Genomic DNA, 10,068 nt, shown 5'->3' on the forward strand with positions numbered 1-10,068 from the left:
AATGATTTACGCGAGTACGGCGACCGCTTTGATCTGCGCCCAGAGCTGCTGGCCCGGATGCACGCCCAATTGATCCCGGGAAAATCGCGTAATGCGCGCCACTAACGCAGTGCCCCCAGCGTCGAGACGGATGAGCACATGGGCGGTGTTGTCTGCAGCCAGCTCGCGGACCACCGTCACCGGCAGCCGATTGAGAATGCTGCTGAACTCGCTGTTTTGCAGGGCCAGGCTGATGTCGCGCGCGTGCACCTTGCAGCGCAGGGCTTGGCCGATGGCCATTGGTGCGTGTGCTACGCGAATGCTCATATCGGTCGCCGGCAGTTGCAGGCTGAGCAACTGATATTGCGCATCGTAGGCACTGACCAGCCCTTCAATGATCACGCCTGCGTCATCGCCCATCGCCATCGGCAAGTCCAGGCGAGCGAGCGTTTCCCCGATCGGGCCGCTGGCCAATGCCTTGCCGTCGCTGAGCAATACCAAGTGATCGGCCAGGCGCGCAACCTCGTCCTGCGCATGACTGACGTACAGCACCGGAATATCCAGTTCGTCGTGCAGGCGTTGCAGGTAGGGCAGGATTTCGCTTTTGCGTTGGCTGTCGAGCGCGGCGAGTGGTTCGTCCATCAGCAGCAGTTTCGGACTGGTCAGCAGCGCACGGGCGATACCGACGCGCTGGCGTTCGCCGCCCGATAAATGCTGCGGATGACGCCCAAGCAAGTGGCCGATACCCAGCAGTTCGGTGGCTTGTGCCATGTCGACCCGGCGTGCGGATTTGGCGATGCGCTTGAGACCAAATTGCAGATTGGCCTGCACCGACAGGTGTGGAAACAGGCTGGCCTCTTGAAACACATAACCCAGTGCGCGTTTGTGCGGCGCCACGAAAATGCCGTTGTCGCTGTCGTGCCAGACTTCGTCGTTGATGCGGATGAAGCCTTGCTCTGCACGTTCCAGCCCGGCGATGCAGCGCAGGCAGGTGGTTTTGCCCGAGCCGGAATGACCGTACAGCGCGGTGACGCCGCGCCCCGGCAAATGCAGGTCGACGTCCAGATTGAAGCCGGGATAAGCGACTTTCAGGCGTGCATCAATCATCGGTCAGCTCCAGCCAGCGCGGGTTTTGCGGCTGGAATAGAGCGCCAGCAACACCAGAAACGAGAACACCAGCATCGCGCCGGCCAGCCAGTGGGCCTGGGCGTATTCCATCGCTTCGACGTGGTCGTAGATTTGCACCGAGACCACGCGAGTCTTGTCGGGGATGTTGCCGCCAATCATCAGCACGACGCCGAACTCACCGACGGTATGTGCGAAGCCGAGGATCGCCGCGGTGATAAAGCCGGGGCGGGCCAGCGGCACAATCACGCTGAAAAAAGTGTCCCACGGATTAGCACGCAAGGTCGCGGCTACTTCCAGCGGGCGAGTGCCAATGGCGCAGAACGCGTTTTGCAACGGTTGCACCACGAACGGCATGGAGTAGATCACCGAACCGATCACCAGCCCCGTGAAACTGAACGTCAGCGTGCCGAGCCCTAGCCATTGGGTGAACTGGCCGACAACACCGTGCGGCCCCATCAGCAATAGCAGATAGAAGCCGATCACGGTCGGCGGCAGCACAAGGGGCAGGGCGACGATTGCTCCGATCGGGCCGCGCAGCCACGAACGGGTGCGCGACAACCACAGGGCAATCGGAGTGCCGACAACCAGCAGGATCGCGGTGGTCAGGGACGCCAGTTTCAGGGTCAGCCAGATCGCCGCGAAGTCGGCACTCGAGAGCGACATTTAGAGCTGATAACCGTACGATCTGATGATCGCGGCGGCTTTCGGGCCTTTGAGGTAGTCAACCAGGGCTTGGGCGGCAGCGTTGTTTTTGCCTTTGTTCAAGATCACTGCGTCCTGTTTGATCGGGTCGTGCATGGTGGCCGGAACAATCCACGCTGAACCGCTGCTGACTTTGCCGTCCTTGTAGATCTGTGACAGCGCAACGAAGCCCAGTTCGGCATTACCCGTGGAGACGAACTGGTAAGCCTGAGTAATGTTCTGGCCTTCAACGATCTTGGCCTGGGTGGCTTCGCCCAGTTTCAACGTTGCCAACACTTGTGTAGCGGCGAGGCCATAGGGTGCCGTTTTGGGGTTGGCGATGGACAGATGCTGGTATTCGTTGTTCTTCAGCACATCGCCTTTGGCGTCGACATATCCTTCTTTGGCCGACCACAGCGCGAGTGTGCCGATGGCATAAGTGAAGCGCGATCCCTTGACGATTTCGCCTTCGTTCTCAAGTTTTTCCGGTGTGGTGTCGTCCGCCGAGAGGAACACTTCGAAGGGAGCGCCGTTCTTGATCTGAGTGTAGAGCTGGCCTGTAGCGCCGTAGGCGGCGACCAGTTTGTGCCCGGTGTCTTTTTCGAAGTCGGCGGCAATGGCCTTGATCGGCGCGGTGAAGTTGGCGGCGACGGCAACCTGGACTTCATCAGCCTGGACTGCGCCGATGGCGAAAACCGCGAGCAAAGAGGCCAGGCAGGCAGGGACTAAACGTGAGGCACGAGTGATCATGTAACAGCTCCGTTGTAGGCGTGTGCAGAGGGTAGCTATTGCGCCGTTGCAATGAGTAGAAACGCTATATAGCGAAATATATAGCGAATTGCCGCCAAACGGAAAGTGCAGGTGAAAAACAGGGTGAGCACTTGCGTTCATCACCCTGATCTTCTTCACCCATGAGCCAGTTTGGTCAACGCCCCTTCGGCGAGTTGCCGAGTCAGTTCGGCACTGCTGACGTCCTGCCCCAGAGTAAAAGCCTGGCCAGCCCAGAGGTTGGCGAACTGCGCCTCATCTTTGGCCCGCAGTGGCATCAGTGCACCACCGGCCAACGGAAAGGCTGGCGCTGTGGGCGACATCGGCCCCAGTTCACGCATGACGCGGTTGAGAATGCCGCGGGCCGGGCGCCCGGTAAAAATGTTGGTGACGGCGGTTTCGCTTTCTTTGGCGGTGCGCAGAGCCCTGTGATGCGCGGCGCTGACGTTAGCTTCCGGGGTAAACAGGTACGCGGTGCCCACCTGAACCGCAGATGCGCCCAGCATAAACGCCGCCGCCACGCCACGAGCGTCGGCGATCCCACCGGCGGCAATCACCGGCACCTTCACCGCGTCGACCACCTGCGGCACCAGGGCGAAGGTGCCGACCTGGGTGTTCAGATCTTCGCTGAGAAACATCCCGCGATGTCCACCGGCCTCGTAGCCCATGGCGATGATCGCGTCACAACCGTTCTGCTCCAGCCAGAGGGCTTCATCGACGGTGGTGGCCGAAGACAGGATTTTCGCCCCGGTGGCTTTCACCCGATCCAGCAAGGATTTTTCCGGCAGGCCAAAGTGGAAGCTCACCACCTCAGGCCGGAACTCCTCCAGCACTTCGCACGCTGCCGCATCGAACGGCGCCCGGTTGGACACCGGTGTTGGCGCATCGAAGTCGACGCCCAGTTCGCGGTAGTACGGCTCCAGCCGGTGCTTCCAGTCGCGCGCGCGTTGCTCATCGACGGCGGGTGGCTGATGACAGAAGAAATTCACGTTGAAAGGTTTGTCGGTGTGCTGGCGAATCGTTTTCAGCGCTTCACGCAATTGCTCAATGCTCAGCATTGCCGCTGGCATCGAGCCAAGGCCACCGGCGTTGCACACGGCGATCACCATGGATGAATTCGTGGCGCCGGCCATCGGGCCTTGGATGATCGGCCATGCAGTGCCGAGCAAATTGATAATGCGGGTATCTGGCCATTGGCTCATGGGCACGGCTCTCCGAACGATGAAACGGGGCAAGGCCGGTTTTTTTAACAGCAAAACCGGACTCAGGGCCACTCTGAAATTCAGAACATCGCGCAGCGCAGTCGCTCAGCGCGGGTGGTGACCGATGCGCGAATTGGCAGAAAGTCGTGTGTGGCAACGCTCCGAGATGTGGTATTTGAAGGCTACGACAACCCTAAATCCATCCATGAGAGGCCATCATGTTCAACGGTATTCTGATCGACAAAGACGACAGCGGTTATCGCGCCAACCTGCAGCAGATCAACGAAGAGCACTTGCCCGAAGGCGATGTGACCGTAAACGTTGCGTACAGCACGCTCAATTTCAAGGACGGGCTGGCGATCACCGGCAACGGCCCGGTGGTGCGCAAGTTCCCGATGGTGCCGGGTATCGATCTGGCAGGCACGGTCGAGTTCAGTTCGCACCCGGACTATAAAGTGGGCGATCAGGTACTGCTCAATGGCTGGGGTGTGGGCGAAGGCCATTGGGGCGGACTGGCGCAGAAAGCGCGACTCAAGGGGGACTGGCTGATTCCGTTGCCCAAAGCCTTTAGCGCCGCGCAAGCCATGGCCATTGGCACGGCAGGTTACACGGCAATGTTGTGCATTATGGCGCTGGAGCGTAACGGCGTGACGCCGCAGCAGGGCGAGGTGCTGGTCACTGGCGCCAATGGTGGCGTTGGCAGTTTTGCTATCGCGTTGCTGAGCAAGCTCGGTTATCAGGTGGTGGCGTCCACGGGGCGGGTGTCTGAGCACGAATATCTGAAACAGTTAGGCGCAAGCGAAATCATCGACCGTGCAACCCTGTCCGAGCCGGGCAAACCACTGGCCAAGGAGCGTTGGGCGGGAGTGATCGACTCGGTCGGCAGCCACACATTGGCGAATGCCTGCGCCAGCACGCGCTCTGAAGGCACGGTCGCTGCGTGCGGTTTGGCCCAGGGCATGGACTTTCCGGCCTCGGTGGCACCGTTCATTTTGCGCGGTGTGACCCTGGCCGGCATCAACAGTGTGACCCAGCCCAAAGCGCGTCGACTGGAAGCATGGGATCGCCTGGCCAAGGATCTGGACTTTGCCTTGCTGCCCTTGATCAGCCATGAAATCGCCTTGAGCGAAGCCATCGATGCGGCGCCCAAATTGCTCGCCGGACAGCTTCGCGGCCGGGTTGTAGTCGACGTCAATCGCTAGGATTGCGTTTCACGCTCAAGCAATTGGCGTTTGCGCTCGACACCCCAGCGATAGCCCGAAAGATTGCCATCGCTGCGCACCACGCGGTGGCAAGGGATCGCCACGGCCAAGCGATTCGCGCCGCACGCCTGAGCGACGGCGCGCATGGAGGTCGGCGCGCCGATGCGCTGGGCAATATCGGCGTAACTGGCGGTGCTGCCGACCGGAATTTCCCGCAACGCCTGCCATACACGTTCCTGAAACGCCGTGCCGCGCACGTCCAGCGGCAGATCCAGACCAATCGCCGGGGCTTCGATAAACCCCACGACTTTGGCGATCAACTGTTCAAATCCAGCATCGGCGCCGATCAGGTTCGCCTTGCGAAACTTGTCTTGCAGATCGCACACCAGTTGGTGCGGATCATCGCCCAATAGAATGGCGCAAACTCCGCGCTCGCTTTGCGCCACCAGAATCGCCCCAAGCGAGCATTGGCCAACGGCGAAACGAATGTCGTTATTCTGCCCGGCGGCGCGGTAGTCAGCCGGTTTCATTCCCAGCAATTGATCGGCGGATTCATAAAAGCGGCTGTTGGAGTTGAAGCCCGCATCGTAAAGCGCATCGGTCACCGAGCCACCATTGGACAGACGCTCACGTACTTTGCGTGAACGATGGGCGGCTGCGTAGTCCTTGGGCGTCAAACCTGTTGCAGCTTTGAATACTCGATGGAAATGAAACGGGCTCAGTCCCGCTGTCTTCGCCAGTTCGTTGAGCGCGGGCAAGGTTTCAGCGCACTCGATTTGCCGACAGGCCGCCGCGACTGTGGCGGCGTGCTGCGCACTCACTTCGCTCTGATCTTTACTTGCGCGCTTACTGGGGCGATAACCGGCGGCTTCAGCTTGCTGCGCAGTATCGAAAAACTCGACATTCTGCGGCTTGGGCAATCGCGCATGGCTGCTTGGGCGGCAATAGATGCCCGTCGTTTTCACCGCGTAGACAAATTGTCCGTCCGCTTGTGGATTGCGCGCAACGACAGCAGCCCAGCGTGGATCGTCTTCAGTGGTGGGGCGGGGCGAGAGCGTTTCCATGATCGATAGTCCGTTGACCTGTTTGATTCAGATTAACCGCAGTCGCCAACCCCAACACTCCGAGCCTTGCGGTCAAATTCTCAACGATCAGCCGGCGAGTCGAAAGGTCAGATTGATGCGCTGCTCACCCAACTGTGGATGCTGGCCGTGCTTGATCGGCAATACACCGTGAAAGCGCAATCGATCAACGCCACCCCAGATCACCATATCACCGTGCAGCAGAGGGATTCGCCGGCTCCTGTCGTTACGGCTGAAACCGCCGAACAGAAACATGGCCGGCAACCCTAGCGACAAAGAAACGATCGGCGCAGCGTAGGCTCTTTCGTCTTTGTCTTGATGCAATGACATCTTGGCGCCGGGGACATATTGGTTGATCAGGCAGGAGTCCGGGTAAAAGTCGGCAAATCCCGCACGCTCGGCGGCGCAGTGCGCAAGGTCGGACAATATCAAGGGCATGTCCGGCCAGGGCTGGCCGCTGAGTGGGTCGACGCTTGAATAGCGATAGCCGCTGCGATCGGTGATCCAGCCCAGGTGCCCGCAACTGCTGGTGCCCACCGACATGCTGAAACCGCCCGGTGTGACCATGTGGCGCAATGGCGCTGCCGCCAGAATCGCGGCCAATACCGGTAACAGTTGATCGACTATGGGCAGGGCAAACCCACGCAGCAACCACGATTGCTCGCCGATCTGCTCGGCGCGGGGTTGCTGCTCAGGTTCGTGATCGGCGAATAGATCAAAATGGCTCGGTTGCATGCGGGTCACAAAGTGTCGTGGACGCTAGCGGTCGAATTCTGGCGAAAGGTTACAGCGCTTTGCTGACGGCGATATCGCTGACTACGTCAGCCTGGTCGTGAATTGCACTCAGCGCTGCCTTGGCTTCTTCTTCTGTACCGTTTTCCAGTTGAGCGAACTCGAAGCGCCGCTCACCGTTGAGTTTGTACTTGATGACGTATTTGGTCGTTTGGGCCACGGTCATGTTTACCTGCCTGAAAGGGTGGGGCAGCTCAGCTGAGTTTGGTGCTGGAGCGGCGGATGATCTTGATCGAGTGAGTCAGCGTCGGCTTGCGGGTAACGCTGATTGGGCGACGGTTGACGGTGTCGATGGTGATGTTCCAGAAACCGGTGCTCGGCGCCGTAATGCGGGCCGGGAAGGTGTCGAAAGCGCCGCCGTGATAGGTGTGGCGACCACCATTTTTAAAGCTGCGAAAGTTGGCGTCGTTCATCAGACGGATGTTGCAGGTTTGCGAGCATTGGATGACGACGATGTCGTCTTCGTTGAGGTGCTCGCGCTGGTGAATAAATTTCATGGGCGCCTCCGGAAGGGCTTTTTCTACAAAATCAAAACGATAGCTTGTTAATGGGCGCAGTTTATCAGCCCGCACGGGTTATTATCTGGCCGTCGGACGTTGGATTGACAATTTTGAACACATATTCGCGATTGGATGCGGGTTAAATGCAAGAGACCTCGGAGAAAAACGGCATTTGTGCTGTCGGACGGTCTTTAACGGAGGTTTTGTATGAAGTGGGGTGTGGTGTGTCTGCCGTTGGTTTTGGCTGTAGGTGGTTGCGCAAGTGTTTCCGAAATCAATGAAACACTGCCGACCATGAGCGTGATCTCCGGCAAGAAGCCCCATGAGTACGCTCAATGCCTGGCCGAAAAACTGGCCGATAGCCGTGGCGCGCTGCAAGTGCAGGCGCACAAGGATGGGGTTCGAGTCATCGTTCCCGGGAAATTGTCCACGGGCGCGGCGGCCGTGTTTGACATCGAAGATCGCTCCGGCGGCAGCAGCATCAAGCTGCACGAGCGCATGTCCAATGTACCCGTGCGCCCACGTGATGTGCGTAACGCTGCCAACGCGTGTATTTCCGGCTGATAGACTACGGGTCATCAGCATCAATGCCGTCACAGTCATGCTGTGACGGCATTTTCATTTCTGGAGTTGCGATGAAGCGAGAGCAAGTACGAGAGCGCCACGCAGAGGGCCTGATCTCTGCCACCCATGTAATTCAGAACCCGGCGAATTCGGGCGAGTGGATCGTGTTTTTCAAGAAAAGCGCTGGGCGCAGTTATTTCCTGGTGGACGATAACGACGAAGTCGAGTCTTTCAATCGGCTCGACGATCTGATCGAAGTTGTACGCGGACTCGGGATCAAGTTCGCCGAAATCCACATGTAAGGTCTATTTGCAGACCACTACCACGCTGCGGTTTTTGTAGTTGCCGACATCGATACCCAATGTCTTGTCGCTTTCCTTCGAAGCTGGCGTGCCGTCCGTGCCGACGATGCGATACCCGGTGCCCGCACAGGAGGCATCGGCCTTTTCATAGCAAGTGGCCCAGGAATTGGCTTCGCCGGAGCACTCGATGGTCAGGCCCTGTTCGCCGTTGTTCAGGTAAGTGGTTTGGGAGGTGGCACAACCGGTCAGGGCCAGTACCGCAATCAGTGGCAAAAAACTGTTCAGGTTCATATTTGTCGTCTTTAACGAGGGGGACTAGACGCTCTGACAGCGCTGGTATGAAAAGGTTATAGCGATAGGCCACTTGTTTGCAGGCGAGCACAAAAAAGCCCTGCGCAAGGGCAGGGCTCCGGGGGAGGGCGCAGCAGATCAGTCCTGATCTTTGCCACGGCGCTTCGCCGATGCGGGAGTGTCCGTGAACACCGACGCGACATCAGTCGCCAGTTGTTCACTGTCGAAAGGCCCAGCGATGTGTTCGCCATTGGTGGTGGTCAGATTCCACTTGCCGTCTTTCTTGTCGATCACGTACCCGTTGATGATTTTTACCGCGGCCATCTATCTGTCTCGTTCGCTGGTTCAAAGGCGCCATGATACCGGCAAATGCTCGCATTGGGGGCGATGAGCGTATGGTGATTCGGCTTGTCGGCATCTTTGAGCTACGCTGATCTGGCTACGCAAGATGCCGATGGAACTATCGGCGAGAATATTTCTCTATGATGGCATCGGTTAGCCAGTGCGGGGCATTGTAAGGTGCACGCCGCCTGATTAGACTGCGCCGAAACTCGTACACACAGCCCTTTCAAGGACTTATATGATCAAGAAATGCTTGTTCCCAGCAGCCGGTTACGGTACTCGCTTCCTGCCAGCGACTAAAGCCATGCCTAAAGAAATGCTGCCGGTGGTAAACAAGCCACTGATCCAGTACGGCGTTGAAGAAGCTCTGGACGCTGGCCTGACGGAAATTTCGATCGTTACCGGTCGTGGCAAGCGCGCTCTGGAAGACCACTTCGACATCAGTTACGAGCTGGAAAACCAGATCAAAGGCACCGACAAGGAAAAATACCTGGTCGGCATCCGCAAATTGCTGGACGAGTGCTCGTTCTCCTACACTCGTCAGACCGAAATGAAAGGTCTGGGCCACGCGATCCTCACCGGTCGCCCGCTGATTGGCGACGAACCGTTTGCTGTGGTGCTGGCGGACGACCTGTGTGTCAACCTTGAAGGCGACGGCGTACTGACCCAGATGGTCAAGCTGTACAAGCAGTTCCGCTGCTCGATCGTGGCCATCCAGGAAGTCGATCCGCAAGAAACCAACAAGTACGGCGTGATCTCCGGCGAGATGATTCGCGACGACATCTACCGCGTTCACAGCATGGTCGAGAAGCCAAAGCCGGAAGACGCTCCGTCGAACCTGGCGATCATCGGTCGTTACATCCTGACTCCGGACATCTTCGACCTGATCGAGCAAACCGAGCCAGGCAAGGGTGGCGAAATTCAGATCACCGATGCTTTGATGAAACAAGCCCAGAACGGCTGCGTAATGGCCTACAAGTTCAAAGGCAAGCGTTTCGACTGCGGTGGCGCTGAGGGCTACATCGACGCGACGAACTTCTGCTTTGAAAACTTCTACAAGACTGGCAAGGCTTACTGATAGCGTTTGATCGGTCTGTACGAAAAGCCACCTTCGCAGACTGTGTGAAAACCTAGCAATCTGCGCAGCGCTCAATGAAAATGCTCCGTATCGAAAGATACGGAGCATTTTTCGTTATGGCTTACATCCAAGGAGAGTCTCGCAGCCAGACCAGCCT

14 protein-coding genes are annotated in these 10,068 nt (G+C 58.3%); 4 read left to right on the forward strand and 10 right to left on the reverse strand.

Annotated features, from left to right (window positions below; genetic code table 11):
- Positions 1 to 6: 6 nt before the first annotated feature.
- The 4 genes from modC to AACY02_RS18390 all read right to left on the reverse strand — a co-directional run bounded on the left by modC (position 7) and on the right by AACY02_RS18390 (position 3,758).
- Positions 7 to 1,086, reverse strand: coding sequence for a molybdenum ABC transporter ATP-binding protein (modC, locus tag AACY02_RS18375; protein ID WP_339433166.1), 1,080 nt, complete (start codon positions 1,084 to 1,086; stop codon positions 7 to 9).
- A 3-nt stretch (positions 1,087 to 1,089) separates the two neighbouring features.
- Positions 1,090 to 1,770 (reverse strand): molybdate ABC transporter permease subunit, encoded by a 681-nt coding sequence (gene modB, locus AACY02_RS18380; protein ID WP_339433167.1) that lies wholly within the window; start codon positions 1,768 to 1,770, stop codon positions 1,090 to 1,092.
- The gene (gene modA / locus AACY02_RS18385; protein WP_339433168.1) at positions 1,771 to 2,538 is read right to left on the reverse strand and encodes a molybdate ABC transporter substrate-binding protein; all 768 of its coding nucleotides are present in this window, start codon (positions 2,536 to 2,538) and stop codon (positions 1,771 to 1,773) included.
- A gap of 155 nt (positions 2,539 to 2,693) precedes the next feature.
- Positions 2,694 to 3,758 carry an NAD(P)H-dependent flavin oxidoreductase gene (locus AACY02_RS18390; RefSeq protein WP_339433169.1) on the reverse strand — a complete coding sequence of 355 codons (1,065 nt, stop codon included), beginning with the start codon at positions 3,756 to 3,758 and terminating at the stop codon, positions 2,694 to 2,696.
- A gap of 218 nt (positions 3,759 to 3,976) precedes the next feature.
- Between AACY02_RS18390 and acuI the strand changes: the two genes are divergently transcribed.
- On the forward strand, positions 3,977 to 4,960 hold the full coding sequence (gene acuI / locus AACY02_RS18395) for an acrylyl-CoA reductase (NADPH) (RefSeq protein WP_339433170.1): 984 nt from the start codon (positions 3,977 to 3,979) through the stop codon (positions 4,958 to 4,960).
- Here acuI and ada read toward each other — a convergent pair.
- From ada to AACY02_RS18415, 4 genes are all read right to left on the reverse strand, one after another.
- Positions 4,957 to 6,024 (reverse strand): bifunctional DNA-binding transcriptional regulator/O6-methylguanine-DNA methyltransferase Ada, encoded by a 1,068-nt coding sequence (gene ada / locus AACY02_RS18400; protein WP_339433171.1) that lies wholly within the window; start codon positions 6,022 to 6,024, stop codon positions 4,957 to 4,959. The two genes, acuI and ada, sit on opposite strands and share 4 nt — an antisense overlap.
- 87 nt (positions 6,025 to 6,111) lie before the next feature.
- Entirely contained in the window at positions 6,112 to 6,777 is a 666-nt protein-coding gene (gene alkB / locus AACY02_RS18405) for a DNA oxidative demethylase AlkB (protein WP_339433178.1), read from the reverse strand.
- Between the two features lie 49 nt (positions 6,778 to 6,826).
- A complete protein-coding gene (locus AACY02_RS18410) occupies positions 6,827 to 7,000 on the reverse strand; it encodes a hypothetical protein (protein ID WP_339433172.1) in 174 nt (57 codons plus the stop codon).
- A 28-nt stretch (positions 7,001 to 7,028) separates the two neighbouring features.
- Positions 7,029 to 7,331, reverse strand: a complete 303-nt coding sequence (locus AACY02_RS18415) for a DUF1883 domain-containing protein (RefSeq protein WP_007946189.1) — start codon at positions 7,329 to 7,331, stop codon at positions 7,029 to 7,031.
- Between the two features lie 210 nt (positions 7,332 to 7,541).
- Here AACY02_RS18415 and AACY02_RS18420 point away from each other — a divergent pair, with 210 nt between their 5' ends.
- Together AACY02_RS18420 and AACY02_RS18425 are read left to right on the forward strand one after the other, a co-directional pair.
- The gene (locus AACY02_RS18420) at positions 7,542 to 7,898 is read left to right on the forward strand and encodes a hypothetical protein (RefSeq protein ID WP_221729749.1); all 357 of its coding nucleotides are present in this window, start codon (positions 7,542 to 7,544) and stop codon (positions 7,896 to 7,898) included.
- A 71-nt stretch (positions 7,899 to 7,969) separates the two neighbouring features.
- A complete protein-coding gene (locus AACY02_RS18425) occupies positions 7,970 to 8,200 on the forward strand; it encodes a hypothetical protein (protein WP_150602362.1) in 231 nt (76 codons plus the stop codon).
- A 3-nt stretch (positions 8,201 to 8,203) separates the two neighbouring features.
- On the opposite strand, the gene AACY02_RS18430 is transcribed toward AACY02_RS18425, so the two are convergent.
- Together AACY02_RS18430 and AACY02_RS18435 are read right to left on the reverse strand one after the other, a co-directional pair.
- The gene (locus AACY02_RS18430) at positions 8,204 to 8,491 is read right to left on the reverse strand and encodes a hypothetical protein (RefSeq protein ID WP_339433173.1); all 288 of its coding nucleotides are present in this window, start codon (positions 8,489 to 8,491) and stop codon (positions 8,204 to 8,206) included.
- 138 nt (positions 8,492 to 8,629) lie between these two features.
- The gene (locus tag AACY02_RS18435; RefSeq protein ID WP_339433174.1) at positions 8,630 to 8,815 is read right to left on the reverse strand and encodes a hypothetical protein; all 186 of its coding nucleotides are present in this window, start codon (positions 8,813 to 8,815) and stop codon (positions 8,630 to 8,632) included.
- Between the two features lie 256 nt (positions 8,816 to 9,071).
- Here AACY02_RS18435 and galU point away from each other — a divergent pair, with 256 nt between their 5' ends.
- Positions 9,072 to 9,911 carry a UTP--glucose-1-phosphate uridylyltransferase GalU gene (galU, locus tag AACY02_RS18440; RefSeq protein WP_105345983.1) on the forward strand — a complete coding sequence of 280 codons (840 nt, stop codon included), beginning with the start codon at positions 9,072 to 9,074 and terminating at the stop codon, positions 9,909 to 9,911.
- The last annotated feature ends 157 nt before the right edge of the window (positions 9,912 to 10,068 follow it).

It is taken from the genome of Pseudomonas sp. EA_65y_Pfl2_P78 (assembly GCF_963970495.1).
In the GTDB taxonomy this organism is placed as follows: Bacteria; Pseudomonadota; Gammaproteobacteria; order Pseudomonadales; family Pseudomonadaceae; genus Aquipseudomonas; species Aquipseudomonas baetica_A.

Coding starts and splice junctions, on each gene's coding strand:
- galU (WP_105345983.1), top strand. CDS start 9,072: ATGATCAAGAAATGCTTGTTCCCAGCAGCCGGTTACGGTACTCGCTTC.
- AACY02_RS18430 (WP_339433173.1), bottom strand. CDS start 8,491: ATGAACCTGAACAGTTTTTTGCCACTGATTGCGGTACTGGCCCTGACC.
- AACY02_RS18410 (WP_339433172.1), bottom strand. CDS start 7,000: ATGACCGTGGCCCAAACGACCAAATACGTCATCAAGTACAAACTCAAC.
- AACY02_RS18435 (WP_339433174.1), bottom strand. CDS start 8,815: ATGGCCGCGGTAAAAATCATCAACGGGTACGTGATCGACAAGAAAGAC.
- AACY02_RS18390 (WP_339433169.1), bottom strand. CDS start 3,758: ATGAGCCAATGGCCAGATACCCGCATTATCAATTTGCTCGGCACTGCA.
- ada (WP_339433171.1), bottom strand. CDS start 6,024: ATGGAAACGCTCTCGCCCCGCCCCACCACTGAAGACGATCCACGCTGG.
- modC (WP_339433166.1), bottom strand. CDS start 1,086: ATGATTGATGCACGCCTGAAAGTCGCTTATCCCGGCTTCAATCTGGAC.
- modA (WP_339433168.1), bottom strand. CDS start 2,538: ATGATCACTCGTGCCTCACGTTTAGTCCCTGCCTGCCTGGCCTCTTTG.
- AACY02_RS18415 (WP_007946189.1), bottom strand. CDS start 7,331: ATGAAATTTATTCACCAGCGCGAGCACCTCAACGAAGACGACATCGTC.
- alkB (WP_339433178.1), bottom strand. CDS start 6,777: ATGCAACCGAGCCATTTTGATCTATTCGCCGATCACGAACCTGAGCAG.
- acuI (WP_339433170.1), top strand. CDS start 3,977: ATGTTCAACGGTATTCTGATCGACAAAGACGACAGCGGTTATCGCGCC.
- AACY02_RS18425 (WP_150602362.1), top strand. CDS start 7,970: ATGAAGCGAGAGCAAGTACGAGAGCGCCACGCAGAGGGCCTGATCTCT.
- modB (WP_339433167.1), bottom strand. CDS start 1,770: ATGTCGCTCTCGAGTGCCGACTTCGCGGCGATCTGGCTGACCCTGAAA.
- AACY02_RS18420 (WP_221729749.1), top strand. CDS start 7,542: ATGAAGTGGGGTGTGGTGTGTCTGCCGTTGGTTTTGGCTGTAGGTGGT.